We start from the raw sequence: 20373 nt of genomic DNA, 5'->3' as shown, positions 1-20373 counted from the left end.
ATCAATGGTGACAAGGCCGCGGACTTTCAGGTCAAAGTGGCTGGGCTCACCGCGCTCGCCAAAGGTGATTTTTATCTTTGAGTTCGCGTCCGGTGCAGGGTTCACACCTTCGGGATCTGCAAAGAGGGAGTGGAGGTGCGGCCGGTCAACAGAAGGTTTGCAACGCCATCGGCCACTAGGCGACAGCGACGGAAGTTTGAAGCCTTTCAGCCGCTGGAGCAGCGTTCGGTCAGACCTGAGGAGTTCGGCATGCTTAACGAACCCTTAGCCGAAGATAGGCAGCCATGACCGGACAACAAAAAGGGCCGCTGTTAGGGACAGCAGCCCTGAGGTGGGAAGTCTCAACTTCCAGAGGGAACGACACGAAGGGGGAGGAAGCCTCGCGTCTCGCTTGAAACAGTGAGCCCATTTGGCCTTGGTCACCCTTTGCGGGGCGAAGCCGGAATGTACCAAGCGCAACCATTCTGTCTTGAATCCTCAACCTTCGATCCCAAAAGAAAGGGATCTCTTATAGTGCCTCACATGAAAGGAAGCTTTTAAGGCGAGGCTGGCATTCTGGAAGGAAACCTATATCAGGGCAGGATAGGGCCATGTTCCTGCCCCGATCATGATCGGTATAGTTTCGCCACCAAGCGTCGAGATCCAACGTTGCAAAGTATATTTTCCTCCGAGCGGATAGCTCCTCTGTTCACAAGACGAGTCTTTTTACCTGCCGCACTTGCAACGATACTTGCTCTGGCTCTCGGTGCCTTTGCTCTCTACTGGGCGGTGGATCGCAGCAATACTATATCAGTCGAGCGGCAACTTAAATCGACCGAGCGATACATCAGGGCGATCGTCGGGGAACTTGCGCAGCAGCAGGAGATGGTCGCCGTCTGGGACGATACAGCTCAAGAGGTCAGCAAACCTGATCTTGATGAAGTGTGGCTCGACGCCAATATCGGCGGATGGCTGCACAAGACCTTTGGGCAAGACCAGGTCTTTATCCTGAATTCGAACAACGAACCGATAGATGCAACCATTGAGGGCCAACGTGTCGCCCCTCACGCGTACACCGCCATTGCCCCGACGCTTCAAGGTATCATCATGGGCTTGCGGGGTGATCCTGCCTCAGGACACTCGCAGCATGCGGAAAAATCCAAGGGCATCCCCTACCTGACCTCCGGCAAAGCGATCCATGACGCGCATCTCCTGCGCCTCGCCAACAGACCCGCCGCGGTAAGTGCGATGCTGATCGTGCCGGATTCCGATCGCATGACCCTGCCAGCCGGCAGCGAGTCTGTTCTCGTCAGTATCCGCTTTCTTGACGGCGGCTTCCTTGATCAGGTTTCAGACCGCAACCTGATTGAAGGCCTGAGATTCTCTCGATCTCCCGATACAAGCGACGGTGAAGTCTCCGTTCCCTTGGACTCCGATGAGAACGAGCGCATTGGCTATTTTCTGTGGCGTCCGGAACTGCCGGGCACGAAAATCCTCCAAGTGGTCGGCCCCAGTACATTACTGACTTCGGCACTACTGGTTGCCGCTATGGCGTTCCTCGTTGGCTGGCTATGGAGAACAATGAAGGCACTCAGCACTGCCATGGTCGAGATCCGTGCCAGTGAGGCGCAGGCCCATCACCTAGCGCTTCACGATGCTCTCACAGGACTACCCAACCGCACTTACTTCGAAGAACGCCTCAATCAGGCGCTGTCACGCATCAAAGGAACGAACAAGGTCGCGGTTCTTCTGCTTGACCTCGATCGCTTCAAGCACGTGAACGACACGTTGGGTCACCACGCAGGCGACAGCGTCGTTCGAGAGTTCGGCAACCGTCTTCGGGCGATCCTCCGCCCTGGCGATACGGCCGCTCGCTTTGGCGGAGACGAGTTCGCTGTGATCCAATCTAGCGTCGGCGGTGACGCTGAGATCGAAGCTCTGTGCTATCAAATCCTCGATGCCGTCCGAGACCCATTCCATGTTCTCGGAGGTGAGGCATTTGTTGGTGTCAGCGTCGGCGTCGCACTGGCAGCGGATTCCAGCCAGGATGGGCATGAACTCCTGCGGAAGGCCGATATTGCGCTCTACCGCGCAAAAGCCGATGGACGTGATTGCTTTCGCCTGTTCGACGCCTCCATGGATGAGACGGTCAGGATCCGCCGCACGATCGAAAGCGAGTTGAGAGCGGCTCTCAAAACCGATGACGAGCTGAAGGTGTTCTACCAGCCTCTTGTTGCCTCGGCAGGGGAGAAGATCATAGGGGTCGAGGCTCTCGTGCGATGGCAACATCCGACCAAGGGGCTGATCCCGCCGGATCAGTTTATCCCGATTGCAGAAGAGACGGGACTTATCTCGGACTTGGGTGATCGAGTTCTCCGAGAGGCCTGTCTCGTTTCGCTGCATTGGCCGCAACTTGTTGTGGCGGTGAACCTTTCCCCGAAGCAGTTCCGCCATAGCGGATTTGCTGACCGGGTCATCGGCATTGTCCGCGAGATCGGGGTTGATCCTGGCAGGATCCACCTTGAAGTTACCGAAGGCATTCTGCTGGACGACAACGACGTCACGCAGGAGGGGGTGAAAACCCTGCGAAAAGCTGGTTTCAAGATCGTTCTCGATGACTTCGGCACCGGTCACTCCGGCCTGGGCTACCTTCAGCGGTTTGAGGTCGATAAGATCAAGATCGATCAATCCTTCATACGGGACCTGGAACGAGACGGAGGCGGCAATGCCATTGTTCAGGCGATTATCGACCTGGCACATGCAATGAAGCTGACGGTCACGGCAGAGGGTGTGGAGACGGCAGCCCAGAAGGAGTTCCTGTCGGAGGCGGGCTGCAACGAGTTCCAAGGGTTCTTGTTCTCTCGTGCGGTTCCCAAAGAGAAGATCGACGACCTTCTCGCCGCTGCGAGGTGTACTCATGCAAGCTACACGCCCGTGCTTCCCTGACTCGGAACTATGAGAAGCGGGGGCAGGTTCCACTCGACTTTGGAATTATCGCGCTAAGCGATCGGGTAATCAGCGCTCTCACATCCACTCTCCTTGCTGCTATGACCCGAAAGAGGGCGGTCACTTGCTGAACAATTGACCAGCCAAAGCAATTGATGAATCCGATAGACCCGAGAGCGTTCTCCTAAGTGTCGCTCTCTTGTTATCAGAAGCCTTACGCCTTGGCGCATAACGCGAAGACAGTTATCGAGATGACATTGCCCTACGAGCGGGAGAAGCATCGTAAAATCACAGCCATCGAGGATGGGCTCGCTCGTCAGACCAAAGCGGGCGACATCGTCTTAGGCATACTGGCAACTCTGGGCGTTGTGGCTCTCGTGCTGGTCATAGCGCTTCTCACGGGCTGGTTAGAGTTCCCGGATCCCTCCTGACAGCTTACCGTCTGGACGAGCGATCAACCGAGGCGAATTGGATGCTCGGAGTTCCAGCTTACGCCTGAGGTGGAGTGACTATGTATAAACTTGAGGACACTTATGGCTTCCCCGCCACGATCTGGACTTGACTTCCGACAGAGCCCCTAGCGCGTGTCTTTCTACATCGTCCATGCTACCCTAGCGACGACCCGGAAGCTCTTCAGTAACGTGCAGAACAACGCCGACAACGTGCCGCCGTTGCCCGGCATCATCGGGCCGCTTTAGGTAAACCCGGTGGCCGGTTGACCTGAGGGACAAGGACAGGCACGGATGCACTGCCGTCCTTGCCCCTAATGCAATCCCATCCGTCGCAGTAGCATTCAGGTCAGGCTTTAGCGGCCTTGGCGCGTCACCTGCGCGATGTCGTGCCTGGCAACGCCGATGTCGGACAACTCGCGATCAGACAGAGCGTGCAACTGCCGGGCCGTCTCGCGAGCACGCAGCCAACGACGCAGGCCTGAAAGAACAACTGATAAGAACATGACGCAACCTCAATGATGAGCCTGCCCACGCGCGAAGGCGCCGTGCGCAGGCTGCGCGAAAAAAGGCCACCGCAAGGGTGGCCGAGTTTAGGGAGGAAACCCGCCACCGGAAAGCCGTGACGGAGGAGGGGTCATCTACAGCGCACTTGGCCCGCGGCAAACCTGAAAGTACTCGCCCCTCCTATGCGTCATGGGCATGGAACGGGTCGGGAGCATTTACCCTTCGTTTACGGCTGACGAACGGCTCATCCCGGAACTTTTCTGGCAATTGCAGCCGCTGCCTCCAGGCTCACGTCGACCTCCATCAGCTCCTCTCCAAAATCTTCCAGTCTAGCCGGCTTAAGGTAGAGTAAGACGAGGGCGTCAGAGCAGTCATGGGTCGGTCTCAGGCGGCAGAATAAATCCGGCAGGGCAGGGGTCATGGGTGCTGTCTGTGAAAACACTCGCAGATGCGTAGGATTCTTGTGCGTCTGCCGTTTGCGGCCTCTTATTGACTGGCCAGCTGCGCTTTCGATGCTCTTGATGGGGATGGGGACTGGATGCTCTGACGGAGCGACTAATCCAACAGCGGGTGTGCGTTTGCCATAAGGGCGATGTAGGCTATTCTTCCGCATCCTCGGACCAGAACCAGACCATGAGCCCGTCGTCACAGTGGACCCTGTTCATCGCCCGGCCCGGAAGGGATCGGCAGCACGTCATTCGGGATCCTCAAGGCGAGCCCAGGATCCTTTTTGGCGAAGACGATGGCACGCGGATCAACGATCGTCTCGCGAGGTACCTTGTCGAGAGCCTGAATGCGGCCCTCAATCCAGAAGACCCGAACCCGGATGAGGGTTGGTTCCTGGATAGCCTGGGAGACGGCGACGCGCAGGATGCGGCCATTCTCGTTCGAGACGCTGATTTCGAAATGCGGCTTGAGATCCTCGATACGGACAACCGGGAAGAGGATCAGGCGCTGGGCCGGAAGGTTGTCGCTCTGATCAACACATATTTCCTTGAAAACGGGGTCTCACATTCAAGCACTTCGTCCAGCGGCTCTCCAACGGAAGAACAGGAGACCCGCGCCAAACGTTGAATGATTGAACCGAACTGCTTCCACCTTCCCAAGCGTGCGGCTATGACCCGGCTTTTGGTTTCTCGATGACGTCATATGTGCAAGAGAACGCAGCCGCAGCGATCCTATAAGTATCAGCGGGATTGTTCGGATCCTGCACAATCGCGTCGCCGGGCTTGGCGACCATCGCTTCACCCCAAGGCGCCTTGAAACTGTATGGTCCCTCTGAGGCAGTAAGGATCACGAACTGCATCGGCGTGCCGAGCGGCCGAAAGGTCCGCCAGCCTTGCGGATCTGCTTCGCTCAGCGCTGGGCTGTAACGCTTTGCGAAGGACGCCGCCTTGACCAGGTACTGCTCATTGCCCGTCTCAGGGCAACGGTTACGTACGACCATGTCGCCCCCTTCCGCCGGCTTGCTCTTTGTCTCAACACCATCTGATCTGATGATTGTCACAATGACTTCGCCGACCTGAGCTGGTTTCGCGTCAACGAGCTTTGTCTTCTGAGCACTACCCGCTCGACCAGCTTCAGACGCTTTGGCCATGAAGGCCTTGGCATCGAAATCCTGGGCGCTCCCAACTGCGGTCATCAGCAGGACGGCAGGGATGGCGAAGGTAAGCAGGCGTATCATGGAACCCTCATATAAACCATGCCGAGCTTTCCGGAGGCTCGATAGCATGGATATTACGCGGCCGCTTGCATGACCTCAAGCTGGCGTAACGTGCGGGTTCCGCCTCAGCGGGCGGAATGCTGCCGATGGACGCGAGCAGACCATCCGTGTTGAATCAGGCGGCTCACAATACGGGGCCGTTCGTCATACAGGCACCTTGACTGACGTGATCAGTGATACCAGCGGCGTACCCTAACACGGCAGTCAAGGACTTCTTGTCAAAATACCTGTTATCGGTCTTTTGGATATTAAGCAAGTATTTATTCGATCAATTGAATAGTTTTTACCTTTGGATTTGAAGTAATTAGTTCGGGATCCCTCAAGGGAGTACTATCTATGCTGGACCATGCCCCAATACTTCCTTCAATGTTCCAACAAATGCTTGTGCGGCAATTGAAAGGGGACGACGTTTGGGAATGATCATCCCGACCGACACTGGAATACGGGGCTCAAATTGGCGCACGACAATGTTGTCGAATTCATTGGCGTCCCAAACCGAGAAATGATCGACGAGGGCCACACCGCGCCCGCGTTCGACCAGCCGCCGAATTAGCTGGCTCTGGTTTGAGATAAGGCTGTTGGAAGGCCGCACGCCTTCATCGGACAGTGATCGGAAGATCGCTGCGCCAAACGGCACCGAGCGGGGGTAGGTGACAAATGGCTGGTCGGCGATGTCACTGGCCAAAATAATACGATGTTTCGCTAGTTCGTGGTTGGTGGGCATGATGCAGACCATCGACGAGGTATTGAGAGTCTGCGTCATAAGATCGGCCTCGTGCTCGGGATGATGCACGAGGCCGAAGTCATAATTCCCTCGACTGACGTACGAATGAATTTTGTCGGAATCGAGTAAGTCCACCTGAATCTGGATCCTCGGATAGAGGTTGTTGTAGCGCTCAACAGCCATCGGGATCAGGGCCGTACTGAATGCTGAAAGTATTCCAATATTCACATAGCCCTGCGCCATGGTGGTGAGGTCTAGGGACAAATTCTCGAACAGCGTCAGCTCGTCCATCAATCGCGTCGCGTGGGCAAAAAGCAACTCCGCCTCCGGAGTCGGGCGCAGTCGGCCGGCACTACGCTCGAATAGCTTAACGCCTGCGAAATCTTCTAGTTGTTTCAGCGACTTACTAGCGTTTGGCTGCGTGGTGCGCAGCACGACTGCCGCCTCGGTGACCGAGCCCGTCTTCATGAAGGCGGCGAGGGTGTCGAGATGGCGCAACTTGATCCGGCGCATAAAGCGGCCCCGTTCTTCATTCCATTTTGGAATGGAAAGCTCGAATAAATGAATTTTACAAGATACGCCAGGCGTTTCTAGATTGGCGCCATCACAGGACAGGCCTAGGCGTAAGCCGGAGCCCAAAGCACGAAGACCACATCATCATGGGCAACATCAGAGTTGGCATCGATGTCGGCGGAACCTTCACAGATTTCACCGTACTCGACGACGAAACCGGCGGGATGCGCCACTTTAAGGTGTCATCGACACCGCGTGATCCGTCCGAGGCGATTGGGATCGGAATTGCCAGCTTTCACGAGCGCGGCCTGAACGCATCCGATGTGATTCACTTCGGCCACGGCACCACAGTGGCCACCAACATGGTCATCGAGCGCCGCGGCGGGAAGACCGGCCTCCTGACGACGGAAGGCTTCCGGGACGTTCTTGAGATTGGACGCCAGACCCGTCCCGATCTTTTCGACATGAACGTTCGCAAGCCGGACGCACTCGTTTCCCGTCCGTTGCGCCTGGAGGTTTCCGAGCGGCTTGGTCCGGATGGCGAAGTGATCGTGCCACTCGACGAGGCTGGCGTCGAAGAAGCCGCCCGGCGCTTCAAGGAAGAAGGTGTTGAGGCCATCGCCATTGGCTTCCTTCATTCCTATCGCAACGCCGCGCATGAGCAACGAGCAGCCGAGCTCATCCGGAAGCACCTGCCGGACGTCTTCATTAGCCTGTCGAGCGACGTACTGCCGGAATTCCGTGAATACGAGCGAATTTCCACCACGGTCATGAACGCGTATCTGATGCCGCGCATGGATGGTTACCTCGACCGGTTCATGACGAGGTCTCGCGAGTCCGGCGTCAATTCCAAGCCCTATACGATCCATTCCAACGGCGGCCTGATGTCTACCGAGACGGCGCGCAATTTCCCGGTTCGTACCTGCCTCTCAGGTCCTGCAGCCGGCGTTGTCGGCGCAGCGCTTGTTGGCAAGGCGGCAGGTTATCCCAATATTATTACCTATGACGTGGGCGGGACCTCTACCGACGTCGCCCTGATTGCCGACGGCAAGCCAGCCTACTCGGCGAACCGTGACGTAGCCGGCTATTCCATTCGTTGCCCGATGGTCGATGTCAGCGTCATCGGTGCCGGCGGGGGGTCGATCGCTTGGCTCGACGATGCCGGCGGGCTGAAAGTCGGCCCGCAGAGCGCTGCTGCCGTTCCTGGCCCGGCTGCCTACGGTAAGGGTGGAACGGACGCCACCATCACGGACGCCAATATAGTCCTGCAGCGACTGAACCCGATTGCCCTTCTCGATGGTGCCATGCCGGTCGATCGCGAGGCGGCGCGGAAAGCTATCAGCGCCGTGGCCGAAAAGATCGGCCGCAGCGTCGAGGATACCGCCTGGGGCGTCATTCGCATCGCGGTTGCCAACATGGCACGTGCCATTCGCGCCGTATCGATGGATAAGGGGCACGACCTCAAGCATTTCGCCCTTATGGCATTCGGCGGGGCTGGCCCGCTGCATGCTTCGCTGGTTGCCGCCGAAACCGGACTCAACACGGTTATCATCCCGGAATCTCCCGGCACGATGTGCGCGCGCGGCGTGCTCCTGTCGGATGTCACACGCGATTTCGTTTCCACCCAGATCAAGCGGGCGCAGGGCGAAAGCTGGACCGCGATCACGGCAGCCGTTGCGGGCCTCGAAAGACAGGCCCTGGACTGGCTGGAAGCAGAAACGATCCCTGACGAGAAGCGCGCACTCCAGCATATCGTCGAAGCACGATACGCAGGCCAGAACCACGAGATCCGCGTTGAGGCTATTCTGTCGACCGCCGGGGACTTCGCCAACCGCTTCGCGGAGGCCCACCGTGTCGTCTACGGTTACGCGCTCGATAATCATCCGGTCGAGATCGTCAACCTGCGGGTCCAGGCGATTGGCCATGCCGGCCGGCCACTGCAGACAGTAGAAAACGTCACGGGCACCATGTCGGACGCCAAGGTAGGCCAGCGTGAGATTTATGTTGGCCCCGAGGGAGGCTGGCAGACCGTGCCAGTTTATAAGCGGTCCCTCATGCCGCAGGCCGAGCAATTCTCCGGCCCGGCCATCATCGAGGAGCTAACTTCGACAGCCTATGTGCTCCCCGACCAAACCGGCGTCGTCGACATCTATGGCAACATCATCCTTAATTTTGTGAAGGACCGTGCGTGATGCAGCAACACGTCAAGCCACCACGCGAGTTCGACGCCATCGAGATGGAGGTCTTCTCCAACCGGTTCATGTCGATCACGGACGAAATGGGGCTCAGCCTCGTCCGCTCGTCATTCTCCACCAACATCAAAGAGCGCAAGGACTGCTCTGTCGGCCTGTTCGATGGCCGAGGGCGTCTGGTCGTCCAGGCCTCCCACATCCCGGTGCATCTGGGCTCGCTGCAGGGCGGCGTGGCCGCCGTGCTGGAGAACTACAAGCTTGAAGACATCAAGCCGGGCGACGCCTTCATCTGTAACGATCCATATCTCGCCGGTGGTTCGCATACACCGGACATCTCGATCCTGACGCCTGTTTTCTATGAAGGTCGGCTTTGCTTCTTCGCTGCGAATCTCGGCCACCATTCCGATGTTGGCGGCGGCGTGCCGGGCTCGTGCGACCCAAGCCAGACGAGCATCTTTGCCGAAGGGCTGCGCATCCCGGTTCTGAAGATCGCTCGAGAGGGTGTGCTGGATGAGCAAATCATCAAGCTCATCAGCACCAACAGCCGCGATCCGCTGGAGCGCATCCTTGATCTCAAGGTTCAGATCGCGACCAACGAGATCGGTCAGCGCAAGCTCGTGACCCTCGCGGACAAGTTTGGCATCGTCACCGTCGAAAAGGCGATCGACGACCTGATCGCCTACTCGGAAAGCCGTCTGCGCAAACGCATCAAGGAGATGCCGGACGGCGTCTACCAAGGCGAAGCCTTTATCGACGGTGACGGCGTCGGTTTCGATCCCTGCCGTATCCAGGTTGCTATCAGGGTGGAAGGCGAGGAGATCACCTTCGATTTCACCGGCACCGACGGTCAGGCGCGAGGGGCGGTCAACATTCCAAAGACTGCCCTCGACGCCACCTGCTATTACACGATTAAGGCGCTCCTCGATCCATCGCTTCCGCCCAACGAAGGCATGGCGCTGCCGGTCACTATCATTGCGGAAGAGGGTACGCTTGTTCGACCGAAGTTTCCTGCCGCGGTCGGCATCCGCTCGACGAGTTGCCAGCGCGTGGTTCGCGCGATCTTCCAGGCATTTGCCGACGTTCTGCCGAAGGAAAAGGTCTTCGCCTCCTCGGCGGACATGAATGCGACGATGATCTTCTTCGGGCCGCACAAGACCCGCGAGGGAAGCTTCGTCTATCTCGAAACCGTCGGTGGTGGCGCCGGTGCCAGCCTCAATCACGATGGCATGAACGGTATCCAGGTTCATATCACCAATACCTCCAACCTGCCGGCCGAAGCGCTCGAAATCGAATATCCGCTTATGGTTCGCCGCTATGCCCTGGCCGATGGCTCGGGCGGCGAGGGTCATACCACAGGCGGGATGGGCATCGTCCGCGAGGTCGTCGCCATGACCGATGGAGTGCGCGCGAATGCATCATGTGAAGGTCTGCGCACTCCGGCCGACGGCGTGTTCGGTGGCGGGCAGGGCGAGGTTGCGAGGCTGAGGTTTGGCAGCGCCGACGGCACCGTCACCGATTACGACATCTCGATCACCAACATCCTCATGAACCGCGGGGACAGCCTGTTCCTGCAAACGCCGGGCGGTGGTGGCTTCGGTCACGCTTCTTGAACTGATTGGAGAATAAGAGCATTATGGCACTCGAAAACCTGACACCGAGCGACGAAGTCATCAAATCGGCTCCGAACCCCAACTACCTGGAAGGCGACTATCTTAAGGGCGTCCTCGAGATGACCTTCCGCGATGGCAATCCGTTGGCCGAAAAGCTGGTGAACGACATCTTCTCGTCGCGCGACATCAACACCGTCTATCTCGTCGGCGCCGGCGGTTCGAACTCCTATATCGAGCCGATCAAGTACATCCTCGACAAGTATTGCGACCTCCGCATCGAGCGGATCAATTCGACCGAGTTCGAGACCCGCCGCCCGAAGCCGGTCAATGATAAGGCTGTCGTGCTGCTCACCTCGCATAACGGCGAGACGGAAGACACGGTGGTTGCCGCCCGTTGGGCCAAGTCCACGGGCGCAGTGACCGTTGCGCTCACCTCCGGTCACGACAGCGGTCTGGCAAAGATCTGCGATTACCTTCTGCCCTACAGCAAGGAGCTGCCGGGCATGCCGAAGACCATGATCGCTTATCTCTTCACCGCTTACCTGCTCAAGCACCTCGGCAGCCCGGTTGGCGCCCAGTTGGTGCGCGACCTCAAAGCTATGCCGGCCAAGCTGCACGACATTAAGGAGGCCGAGCGCCAGCGCGGCATGGAACTCGCCCGCCGCTACAAGGATGAGAACATCTATTACGTGCTCTCGAGCGGCATCCTCTCCGGCCTTAACTACCAGTACTCGATCTGCATTTTCAACGAGATGCTGTGGCTCGATGCATCGGATATTCATTCGGGCGAATTCCGTCACGGTCCATTCGAAGTGGCCGATCCGGAAATGGCCTATATTTTCCTCATGGATAACGGCGAAAACCGCAAGATCGACCAGCGCGCACTCAAATTCACTCGGCGCGTCACGGACAAGATCATCACCTTCGACGCTGGCCGTTACGAAGACGTCTCGCCGCTGCTGTCGCCGTTCGTGATCGGCGTCACATGGTACTGGTTTGCGCATACGCTGTCGGTTCTGCGTGAGCATCCGCTCAGCGTGCGCCGCTATATGTGGAAGGTTGACTATTGATGGTTAGGCTCCTGCTCGCATGCTCACTTCAACCTCGCACGAGCGCATTGCGCGCCGGCTTGGCGCCGCCGTTGCGGGCAGGCGCTTCTTTCGTCACATCCTGCGTCTCACAAGAGAAGAAGGCGGCTGAAGGATGATTGCGCCTGCCACGGCTTTCGGCGAGTTCAAGGTGCTGGGTCTCGGCGACAATGTCGTCGACCGTTACCTCAATACCGGCAAGATGTATCCCGGTGGAAACGCCCTGAACTTTGCCGTCTATTCAAAGATGCTCGGTGCCGATTCGGCCTATCTCGGTACATTCGGCACCGACGTAGCAGCACGCCATGTTCAGGCCACGCTCGAAGCGCTTGGCGTACCGACACTGCATAGCCGCGTCGTCGACGGTGAGAACGGCCACGCGGACGTGCGTGTCGTCGATGGTGATCGGGAGTTCGTATTCTCCAACAAGGGCGGCGTCGCGCGGCAAAGCCCCTTTACGCCCGGCAGGGATGACGTCGGCTATCTCTCATCCTTCGCACTTATACACACGAGTTGCTACAGCCATCTGAATCCGCATCTGGCAACGCTCCACGCTGCCAGTCGGCTACTCTCCTACGATTTTTCCTATCGTTGGCAAGTCGACAACCTGATCGCGCCGATTACACCGTATCTCGATTTTGCGGCCTTGTCGGCAAGTGATGTCGGCCGAGATCGCGCAATGGCAGTCCTGCGCGAAGCGATCGGATTAGGCTGCGGCCTGGCACTCGCGACGCTTGGCGCAGAGGGCGCGGTCGCATATAACGGCGAGGATTTCATATCCGTTGCCCCTAAGCCGACAGAGGTCGTTGACACACTGGGCGCAGGCGATGCTTTCATCACCGCAATGCTCCTCAACCTGATTGCGAGCGGCTGGACGCGCGGTCGTCCTCTCACGTCAGAGACCATCCAGGCCGCAATGGAAAAGGGCTCGGAATTCGCCGCCGAGATCTGCAGGATCGAGGGCGCCTTCGGCTACCCTGCTCCGATTCAGCCTCAAGCCGTGGCTTGATGGGAGGCGCGATGCTCGAAGTCAGGAATCTCTCCATTGCCTTCAAGACCCGGGACGGACTGAGGCCTTCAGTTCGCAACATCGACTTCACCATCAAACCAGGGGAAATTCTCGGGCTGGTCGGCGAAAGCGGCAGCGGCAAGACGATCACGTCGCTTGCGGTAATGGGCCTGCTTCCGCCGAATGCAGTGATCACGAGCGGCGAGGTTCTGGTCGACGGCACCGACATGCTTCAGCTCGGGCCTGCGGAACTGCGCAAGCTCCGCGGCAAGCATGTCGCGATGGTCTTCCAGGATCCGATGGCGTCGCTCGATCCGATCTTCACCTGCGGCGACCAGATCATCGAGACGATCCGGTTACACGAACCCGTCAGCAAGGCACAGGCGCGTCAAAGGGCAATCGACCTCCTCGAGAAAGTCCGAATTCCCGATCCGGCGCGCGCTATGCGCGCCTATCCGCATGAGCTGTCTGGTGGCCAGTGCCAGCGCATCATGATCGCGATGGCGATTGCGTGCAAACCTCGCATCATCATCGCCGACGAGCCAACCACGGCGCTCGATGTAACTGTCCAAAAGCAGGTTCTCGAACTGCTGCGCAGTCTCAATGAGGAAGTCGGAGCAGCTATCCTCTTGATCACGCACGACTTAGGGGTGATCTACGAAGTCGCGGACCGCGTCGTCGTCATGTATGCGGGTGACAAGATGGAGGAGGCCAGCACTCGCGACCTCTTCACCAATCCGAAAAGTGATTACGCACGGGCGTTGGTCGACTCCATGCCAACACCTGGCAGTCACCATGACCGCCTGCCCGTGATCGAGCGTGATGCCCTCGGAAATGTTCGCGGCGTCCGGCCTCAACCGCGCGTCCGTTCGGCCGACGCAGTACCGGCGCCCGATGCGAACGGCGCGCCGCTGCTCGAAATTAAGAACCTCACCAAATCGTATTGGGTCAAGCCGTCACCGCTCGCTACGCCGGTCGAGATGCGTGCTGTTGACGGTGTCAGCCTCAGCATCGCACTGCGCTCGACGCTCGGCCTTGTGGGTGAATCTGGATGCGGGAAAAGCACGCTCTCGCGGGCCATCATGCGACTTTCCCGGCCTGATGCCGGGGAAATCCTGTTCCGGGGGAGGGATATCGCACAGCTTTCGGAAACCGAGATGCGGCCGTTTCGGCGTGAAATCGCGATGGTTTTCCAGAACCCATACGGCTCCCTCAATCCGCGACAAACCGTTCAAGAACTCGTCGAAGCACCGATGGTCATCTTCAGGGAGGGCACGGCCGCCGGACGGCGCAAGCGTGTCACCGACCTGCTCGAAGCTGTCGGGTTGCCTTCCGCCGCGGCGGCAAAATATCCGCATGAATTTTCCGGCGGACAGCGGCAACGGATCGCGATTGCCCGCGCACTCGCGCTCAATCCATCGCTGGTCATCTGCGATGAGGCTGTCTCGGCGCTTGATGTTTCCGTTCAGGCACAGGTGCTCAACTTGTTGAAGGATCTGCAAGTGGAATTCGACCTGACGTATCTGTTCATTTCTCATGACCTTTCCGTCGTCGAGCATATCAGCGACGCAGTGGCCGTGATGCAGAAGGGCCGTATCGTTGAATACGGCTCGACCCATTCGATTTTCAACAATCCGAAGGAAGCCTATACCCGATCGCTGCTCGATGCGGTGCCAACCATCGGTTCGGAGCGGGCTGGAAAGGGGGCCGCATGACTGCTTCCATAGCTGGAGCATTGCTGCTTATCGGACGAAAGTTGCTGACGGCCTTCATCCAGCTTCTGGTGATTGCCACGTTGATTTTCTCGGTCATGTACATCATGCCGGGCGATCCGGTGCTGCTGTTGCTCGGCGCCGACAGCAATCCCTCTGCGGAAGCCGTGGCCTCGATGCGCACTCAACTCGGCCTCGACCAGCCGGTGATCTCGCAATATTTCATCTGGCTCTGGAAGGCGTTGCATCTCGATTTCGGTGTTTCCCTTGTCAACGGCTACCCGATCTCACGCTATGTGCTTGCCAACCTGCCACGCACGCTGGAACTTGCCTTCGCGGCCATCATCATTGCGACGCTGATTGGTGTCCCGCTTGGAATTGCCGCAGCACTAAAGCGGGGCAGCCTGCGGGATACCGCTCTAACATCCATCGCCACCGTCGGAATATCGGTACCCGTTTATATCCTGGGTACGCTGCTCGTTCTTTTGTTCAGCCTGAAACTTGGCTGGCTGCCAGCAAGCGGCTACACGGACATCTCTCGCAATGTGGCGGAGCACTTCCGGAAGCTAGCCTTACCAGCCTTTGCACTCGGCTTTGGACTGGCGGCCTCAATCGCACGAATGACGCGCTCGTCCATGCTGGAAATTCTTGGAAGGGATTTCGTGAGAACGCTGAGGGCCAAGGGCATGTCGGAGCGACGAATCATTTGGCAGCACGTGTTGCGCAATGCGGCAATTCCAATCGTCACCATCATCGGATTGCAGCTCGGCAATCTCATGGGCGGCACGGTGCTCGTCGAGGCGATGTTTAACTGGCCGGGGCTCAGCACATTACTGGTCGGCGCGGTATCCGCCCGCAACTACCCATTGGTTCAGGGCTCGATGCTGGCCATCGCGGCCCTCTTCATTTTGATCAATCTGGTGGTGGAACTACTCTATAGTCTGCTTGATCCTCGCATCCGGAGGAAGCGCGCGTGACCGCGACCATCTTGCATATCGGCCGTAGCCAGCCGGCTTTCGTCATTAGCGTAGCTGTTTTGGCAATTGTCCTTCTGATGGCGATCTTTGGTGGGTCATTGGCGCCGCACGACCCGTATCTCCTCGATCCCCAGGCGGTCAACCAGGGCAGTTCTGCCCGCCATTGGTTGGGAACCGATGAGTTCGGCCGCGATCTCCTGAGCCGTCTTCTGATCGGCATCCGGCCCACGCTCGTTGTTGCGCTCGGCGCCACTGCAATCGCTGCCTCTTTCGGCAGCTTTTTCGGCATCACCGGAGCCTATGGCCGGCCCTGGCTAAGCCTTCTGATCATGCGCAGCGTCGATATTATGCTGAGCTTCCCGCCCATCCTACTGGCGCTGCTTGCCGTGGGCTTCTGGCAAAGTGGCGTGCTCAGCCTGACTGTAGTGATCGGGGTATTGTACATCCCACATTTTGCCCGCGTCGCCCATTCCGCCACGCTTCAGGTTGCGCGCCAGGAGTTCATGGAGGCTGAGCACTCCATGGGCGCTTCGGTGCAGCGTGTGGTCTTCACCGCCATCGTACCAAATATCCTGGCGCCGTTGGTGGTCCAGGCGACGCTCACGGTGGCCGCCGCCATCCTGCTTGAGTCCGGTCTCAGCTTCCTCGGCCTCGGCATTGTGCCGCCGGAACCATCCTGGGGACAGATGATCGGCACCGCGCGCGGCTACCTCAGCCTGAACCCGATGTACGTCATCTGGCCGTCCCTTCTTCTCGCGCTGACGGTACTGGCCATCAATGTTGTGGGTGATCGGTTGCGTGACATTCTCGATCCACGTCTCAGGGAGGAATAATCGACATGGAAACGACGAATCGACAAGCAGAAACACGAAAAGGGAACAGCATGAAGAGAACAGTTCTAGGCCTCATCTTCGCCCTCGCATCCAGCGGTACCGCTAACCACTCCTATGCAGCCGACGGCGGTACGCTGTACTTTGGCCTGTCTGGTGAACCCTCCACGCTGGACAGCACGATAAACGCCGGAACGCCGGCGCGAACGATCCGGCTCGCGATTCATCGTGGTCTCGTCAACTACGGTCCTGACGGCAAACTTTCGCAAGAACTTGCGCAATCCTACGACGTCTCGCCCGATGCACTGACCTATACGTTCAAGCTGCGCGACGCGAAATTCCACGATGGTTCGCCGGTGACGGCACAGGATGTGAAAGCGTCCATCGAACGCATCACCGCGGCGGACAGCAAGGCTACCTATCGAAACGAGTTGGGTGTCATCAAGTCGATTGAGACGCCGGACGCCAAGACTGTCAAGGTGACGCTGTCCAAGCCTTTCGTCCCGCTCATCCATTATCTAGCTCTGCCGGAATCCGCCATCGTACCTGCGGCTTGGATTAAGGATCACGGCAAAGATCCGAATGCGACACCGATCGGTGCGGGTCCCTTCAAGTTCTCAGCCTGGGAGCGTGGCCGCGAACTGACCGTTGAGAAGTTCGACGGATATTACAAAAAGGGCAAGCCGCATCTCGAAGATGTGCATTACGTCTTTTACGCCGACGAGAATACGCGAGTAAATGCGCTGAAGTCGAGCGACGTCGATATCATCGACTACGTTCCGTGGAAGGACGCCTCCTCGATCGAGGCTGACTCCAACCTAAAGCTGGCCAGCACTAGTGGCCCATTCATGATGCTGCAGTTTAACACCAAGTTCGAGCCCTTCTCGAAGCCCGAAGTGCGACAGGCGGTGTCCTACGCGATCGATCGCGCTGCGGTCATCAACACGGCTTTCAACGGTCGCGGCGCGCCGCTTTTTGGCGTCGCGATCCCAGAAGGATACATGGGCTATTCAAAAGAAAAGGCGGACTTCTTCAAGCACGACGTGTCCAAGGCGAAGGAGCTTCTGGCAAAGGCGGGTTATCCGAACGGCTTCGAGGCTCGGCTGCTTTCGACCGCCCAGTATGGCTTCCATAACAATACGGCGGTTGCCGTACAGGCCGAACTCGCCAAGATCGGCATCAAGGTAAAGCTCGACTTGCCGGACTGGTCGGGCCGAATCGCTAAGAACAACGCAGGCGACTATGATTTCCTTGTCGCCGGAACAGCCGGTGACATTGCTGACCCCGATTGGCTCAGCAACTTCTTCTACGGAGGCCAGCAGTTAGTCCGCCTCAACAACTCGGCCTACTTCAACGACCAGATCATCAACGATCTTTTGGACAAGGGGCGGGTCACACTCGATGCAGCTGAACGCGAGAAGATATATGGGCAATTTGTGGACCGGGCTCTGGAGCAATCGCCGTTCGTCTACTTGATGTGGCGCGACCAAAGCTTCGGTCTGAATAAGAAGGTGAAGGGATTTACGAACATCCCGGGTTTCCTGACCTTTCAGTCGGGTTTCACCGTAGAGAACGTCGAAGTGGAGTAATCCGCAGAAACATAGTTCCTCGAAATATTGATTGATTGATTGGGGCGGAACGTCGAGTTCCGCTCCTTTTTATTTTTGATACAGGTGCCATCGCCGTGTTTGGTTGCATGCTTGAGGATCTCAACAAGGGCGAGAGTATCGAGCCCCCGCCTTAGGCATATCCGCCGGTTGCAACCATGAGACATCCCGATGATACCTAGCGATCCGAAATCTCTTGAGCGTTGAGCGGGTGGAGGTCGCGAACCATGTGATGGAGGCGGGAGGTATCGAGATGAGTGTAGACCTGGGCGGTCTCGATGCCGGCGTGTCCCAGCAGTTCCTGCAGCACGCGCAAATCGGTGCCACCTGAATGCATGTGCGTGGCAAAGGCATGGCGCAGCACATGTGGTGACACCCGCTCCGGACTGGCGAGCCCTGCGGCAACGGCGGCTTCCTTGATTTCCTTCAGAGCTGCTTGGCGCGTCAGCGCCTTTGTGCCGTTGCGCACCGAGTGGAACAGCCAGGGCGAGGGCGCTCCGCCGGAATAGGCGCGGGCCAGCTTCTGCCAATGAGCAATGGCCTCGATCGCCCGCTAATGCAGGGGCACCAGCCGTTGCTTGTCGCCCTTGCCGCGCACCAGCAGCATGCGGGTGCCGGGAGGCGCCGCATCGGAGGGCAACGACAAGGCCTCGCTGATGCGCATGCCCGAGGTATAGAGGGTCTCAAACAGGGCAGCCCTTCGGGCATAGCCAGCCTGACGGTAGAGACCGACGGAGGGGTCTGACGCAGCCTTATGGGCGGTCTCCAGGAGCGTCTCGGTCTCGGCGATTGACAGGACGAAGGGCAACTTCCGCGCCCGCTTTATGGTAGACAGATTGCTTGTCGGGTCTCGGGCGCCAAGTTCCTCGGCGATCAGGAACTTGTGCAGGCCGCGCGCGACCGTGATCCTGCGGGCCATGGTTGAGCCGGCATAGCCGCGCTGATCGAGAGCGGCGATGTAGTCGCGGATGTGATCCAGGCCGACATCGTCCAAACCGAGGCTGTTCTCGTCGAGCCAAGCGAGATAGCAGCTGAGATCGTCGGTGTAGGTATCGATGGTTCCGGCGGATGCGCCGAGTTCGGTCACCAAGGCGTCGAGCCAGAGCTGGGCCAGCCGATGATTGGTGCGCATGAGATCCTCCCGAGAGACGATCCTGCCACAGATCCGGTTACCGACTGCTTGTCAAAAAATGTCTTCAACTAAACTGATACTTAGGCCGAAATGCTAGATTATCTCTTGATCTATCGGCGTCGAGCGTGGTCATGCCATTCGCTCCAATGCGAATGGGCTAATAGGGGAGACGAGAGGAAGGCCAGCAACATACCGCTCAATTTCTCCGATAATGAACTCACCAAGCCTCTCACGCTCTACCCCGATTGCCCCGGCGATATGGGGGGTAAGGAATACATTCGGCAGATTGTAAAGGGGAGATGTCGGTTTCGGTACCTCTGGGTCAGTAACATCAATTATGGCGTTGATACGACCTGTGCACAGCTCGTCAATTAGATCCGCCTCATCAACAATAATGCCTCGAGCCGTGTTAATGAGCGTCGTGCCTTCTCGCATGAGTGAAAGGCAATTTCGGTCAATCATGCCATATGTAGACGGCAGGGCAGGAGCGTGGACGGAAACCACGTCGGACAACCGCATCAGGTTCTCAAGGGAAACGCTCTCGACGCCGAGTTCTGCGGCCTCGCAAAGTTGGACAAAAGGATCATACAGGAGAACGTTGAAGTCGAATGGCCTCAGCAACTGGATGACACGACGCCCAATCCTCGAAGCCCCAATGATGCCGATCGTCCGCCTGAAATTCCCAATTCGCTGATTGGTCAATGGAACCGTTCGAGTGCGGCCCCGATCGGAACAATAGATGTCTCGGAAGCGAAACACCTGCTTGTTTGTGAAGAGAATGGCCGCAAGCGTGAACTCCGCAACAGCAACTGCATTTGCTTCAGCGGCATGAGTGACTGTGATTCCTCTGTCGAAAACCTCAGGAGACAGGAAACCCTTCACGGTACCAGCTGCATGTGCAATGAGCTTCAGATGCGGTGCGATTGCTAGTACTTCACGGTCAATCGCTGGGCACCCCCATCCGGTGATTAGAATATCTGTCCGATGCAGTATGCTAAGTGCACGATCGTCAGACAAGGACTCAAGAGGCCTGTCGTCAATGATCACGCAGGATTGCGCTAAGCGGTACAACAGCTCGGGTGTAAAAACACCTTCTGTACTGCTCGGGTCCATCGTAAATGCAGCCCGAATAGGCTCGGTCATGGCAGTATTCCCCGAGCGAAAGCGGCTACGAGCGGGCTGGGAGTACAAACCATTTTAGTTAGCGCCTGCATAAGTTATCACTACGATTTTTCCGTACAGCGGAAGGATTATGGTTCTACACACGCGCAATTGAGGTCCGGAACCCAATCTAAAGGCGTTTTCCGGTCTGCTCGTCGAAGAGGTGGACGAACTTCGGATCGGGCGTGATGCGGATCTCGTGGCCCGGCTCGGC

17 protein-coding genes are annotated in these 20373 nt (G+C 58.0%); 11 read left to right on the top strand and 6 right to left on the bottom strand.

The annotated features are described in order from the left end of the window. Window positions 1-648: 648 nt before the first annotated feature. Window positions 649-2925 carry a bifunctional diguanylate cyclase/phosphodiesterase gene (locus tag JKL46_RS30435; protein ID WP_201841485.1) on the top strand — a complete coding sequence of 759 codons (2277 nt, stop codon included), beginning with the start codon at window positions 649-651 and terminating at the stop codon, window positions 2923-2925. Window positions 2926-3146: 221 nt separating this feature from the next. Beyond that, complete coding sequence (locus JKL46_RS30430; protein ID WP_201841473.1) at window positions 3147-3356, top strand: hypothetical protein; 210 nt, start codon at window positions 3147-3149, stop codon at window positions 3354-3356. 374 nt (window positions 3357-3730) lie between these two features. On the opposite strand, the gene JKL46_RS30425 is transcribed toward JKL46_RS30430, so the two are convergent. Beyond that, window positions 3731-3880, bottom strand: a complete 150-nt coding sequence (locus JKL46_RS30425) for a DUF1127 domain-containing protein (protein ID WP_201841469.1) — start codon at window positions 3878-3880, stop codon at window positions 3731-3733. 634 nt (window positions 3881-4514) lie between these two features. On the opposite strand from JKL46_RS30425, the gene JKL46_RS30420 reads away from it, so the two are divergent. Next, window positions 4515-4955, top strand: a complete 441-nt coding sequence (locus tag JKL46_RS30420) for a hypothetical protein (protein ID WP_201841466.1) — start codon at window positions 4515-4517, stop codon at window positions 4953-4955. Between the two features lie 40 nt (window positions 4956-4995). On the opposite strand, the gene JKL46_RS30415 is transcribed toward JKL46_RS30420, so the two are convergent. Together JKL46_RS30415 and JKL46_RS30410 are read right to left on the bottom strand one after the other, a co-directional pair. Continuing rightward, on the bottom strand, window positions 4996-5565 hold the full coding sequence (locus JKL46_RS30415) for a hypothetical protein (RefSeq protein WP_201841463.1): 570 nt from the start codon (window positions 5563-5565) through the stop codon (window positions 4996-4998). 373 nt (window positions 5566-5938) lie between these two features. Then, window positions 5939-6841, bottom strand: a complete 903-nt coding sequence (locus JKL46_RS30410) for a LysR family transcriptional regulator (protein ID WP_201841460.1) — start codon at window positions 6839-6841, stop codon at window positions 5939-5941. Between the two features lie 146 nt (window positions 6842-6987). Here JKL46_RS30410 and JKL46_RS30405 point away from each other — a divergent pair, with 146 nt between their 5' ends. From JKL46_RS30405 to JKL46_RS30370, 8 genes are all read left to right on the top strand, one after another. Continuing rightward, window positions 6988-9033, top strand: a complete 2046-nt coding sequence (locus JKL46_RS30405; protein WP_201841457.1) for a hydantoinase/oxoprolinase family protein — start codon at window positions 6988-6990, stop codon at window positions 9031-9033. Then, window positions 9033-10643: a hydantoinase B/oxoprolinase family protein gene (locus tag JKL46_RS30400; protein WP_201841454.1), complete on the top strand. Its 1611-nt coding sequence runs from the start codon at window positions 9033-9035 to the stop codon at window positions 10641-10643. The genes JKL46_RS30405 and JKL46_RS30400 overlap by 1 nt, the downstream gene beginning before the upstream one ends. A gap of 23 nt (window positions 10644-10666) precedes the next feature. Next, complete coding sequence (locus JKL46_RS30395) at window positions 10667-11713, top strand: SIS domain-containing protein (protein ID WP_201841451.1); 1047 nt, start codon at window positions 10667-10669, stop codon at window positions 11711-11713. 133 nt (window positions 11714-11846) lie between these two features. Next, the gene (locus tag JKL46_RS30390) at window positions 11847-12740 is read left to right on the top strand and encodes a fructoselysine 6-kinase (RefSeq protein ID WP_201841448.1); all 894 of its coding nucleotides are present in this window, start codon (window positions 11847-11849) and stop codon (window positions 12738-12740) included. An 11-nt stretch (window positions 12741-12751) separates the two neighbouring features. Then, on the top strand, window positions 12752-14455 hold the full coding sequence (locus JKL46_RS30385; RefSeq protein WP_201841445.1) for an ABC transporter ATP-binding protein: 1704 nt from the start codon (window positions 12752-12754) through the stop codon (window positions 14453-14455). After that, window positions 14452-15429, top strand: coding sequence for an ABC transporter permease (locus JKL46_RS30380; RefSeq protein ID WP_201841442.1), 978 nt, complete (start codon window positions 14452-14454; stop codon window positions 15427-15429). The genes JKL46_RS30385 and JKL46_RS30380 overlap by 4 nt, the downstream gene beginning before the upstream one ends. Further along, the gene (locus JKL46_RS30375; protein WP_343074158.1) at window positions 15426-16262 is read left to right on the top strand and encodes an ABC transporter permease; all 837 of its coding nucleotides are present in this window, start codon (window positions 15426-15428) and stop codon (window positions 16260-16262) included. The genes JKL46_RS30380 and JKL46_RS30375 overlap by 4 nt, the downstream gene beginning before the upstream one ends. A 5-nt stretch (window positions 16263-16267) precedes the next feature. Beyond that, window positions 16268-17848 carry an ABC transporter substrate-binding protein gene (locus JKL46_RS30370; RefSeq protein WP_201841439.1) on the top strand — a complete coding sequence of 527 codons (1581 nt, stop codon included), beginning with the start codon at window positions 16268-16270 and terminating at the stop codon, window positions 17846-17848. 196 nt (window positions 17849-18044) lie between these two features. Here JKL46_RS30370 and JKL46_RS37065 read toward each other — a convergent pair whose 3' ends face one another. The 3 genes from JKL46_RS37065 to JKL46_RS30360 form a co-directional block, all read right to left on the bottom strand. After that, complete coding sequence (locus JKL46_RS37065; RefSeq protein WP_425493334.1) at window positions 18045-18404, bottom strand: tyrosine-type recombinase/integrase; 360 nt, start codon at window positions 18402-18404, stop codon at window positions 18045-18047. A 15-nt stretch (window positions 18405-18419) separates the two neighbouring features. Next, window positions 18420-18998, bottom strand: a complete 579-nt coding sequence (locus JKL46_RS37060) for a site-specific integrase (RefSeq protein WP_425493333.1) — start codon at window positions 18996-18998, stop codon at window positions 18420-18422. Window positions 18999-19127: 129 nt separating this feature from the next. Next, window positions 19128-20141: a hydroxyacid dehydrogenase gene (locus tag JKL46_RS30360; protein ID WP_201841437.1), complete on the bottom strand. Its 1014-nt coding sequence runs from the start codon at window positions 20139-20141 to the stop codon at window positions 19128-19130. Window positions 20142-20373 lie beyond the last annotated feature (232 nt).

It is taken from the genome of Microvirga zambiensis WSM3693 (assembly GCF_016735695.1).
GTDB classification, from domain to species: Bacteria; Pseudomonadota; Alphaproteobacteria; order Rhizobiales; family Beijerinckiaceae; genus Microvirga; species Microvirga zambiensis.
The sequence above is the reverse complement of the archived record's forward strand: the minus strand, read 5'-3'. Positions and strand labels throughout refer to the sequence as shown.

What these genes read in the sequence shown, in the direction of transcription:
- JKL46_RS30425 (WP_201841469.1), bottom strand. Translation starts at nt 3,880, where the DNA reads ATGTTCTTATCAGTTGTTCTTTCAGGCCTGCGTCGTTGGCTGCGTGCT.
- JKL46_RS30420 (WP_201841466.1), top strand. Translation starts at nt 4,515, where the DNA reads ATGAGCCCGTCGTCACAGTGGACCCTGTTCATCGCCCGGCCCGGAAGG.
- JKL46_RS30360 (WP_201841437.1), bottom strand. Translation starts at nt 20,141, where the DNA reads ATGACCGAGCCTATTCGGGCTGCATTTACGATGGACCCGAGCAGTACA.
- JKL46_RS30395 (WP_201841451.1), top strand. Translation starts at nt 10,667, where the DNA reads ATGGCACTCGAAAACCTGACACCGAGCGACGAAGTCATCAAATCGGCT.
- JKL46_RS30410 (WP_201841460.1), bottom strand. Translation starts at nt 6,841, where the DNA reads ATGCGCCGGATCAAGTTGCGCCATCTCGACACCCTCGCCGCCTTCATG.
- JKL46_RS30380 (WP_201841442.1), top strand. Translation starts at nt 14,452, where the DNA reads ATGACTGCTTCCATAGCTGGAGCATTGCTGCTTATCGGACGAAAGTTG.
- JKL46_RS37060 (WP_425493333.1), bottom strand. Translation starts at nt 18,998, where the DNA reads ATGCGCACCAATCATCGGCTGGCCCAGCTCTGGCTCGACGCCTTGGTG.
- JKL46_RS30370 (WP_201841439.1), top strand. Translation starts at nt 16,268, where the DNA reads ATGGAAACGACGAATCGACAAGCAGAAACACGAAAAGGGAACAGCATG.
- JKL46_RS30400 (WP_201841454.1), top strand. Translation starts at nt 9,033, where the DNA reads ATGCAGCAACACGTCAAGCCACCACGCGAGTTCGACGCCATCGAGATG.
- JKL46_RS30415 (WP_201841463.1), bottom strand. Translation starts at nt 5,565, where the DNA reads ATGATACGCCTGCTTACCTTCGCCATCCCTGCCGTCCTGCTGATGACC.
- JKL46_RS30405 (WP_201841457.1), top strand. Translation starts at nt 6,988, where the DNA reads ATGGGCAACATCAGAGTTGGCATCGATGTCGGCGGAACCTTCACAGAT.
- JKL46_RS30390 (WP_201841448.1), top strand. Translation starts at nt 11,847, where the DNA reads ATGATTGCGCCTGCCACGGCTTTCGGCGAGTTCAAGGTGCTGGGTCTC.
- JKL46_RS30385 (WP_201841445.1), top strand. Translation starts at nt 12,752, where the DNA reads ATGCTCGAAGTCAGGAATCTCTCCATTGCCTTCAAGACCCGGGACGGA.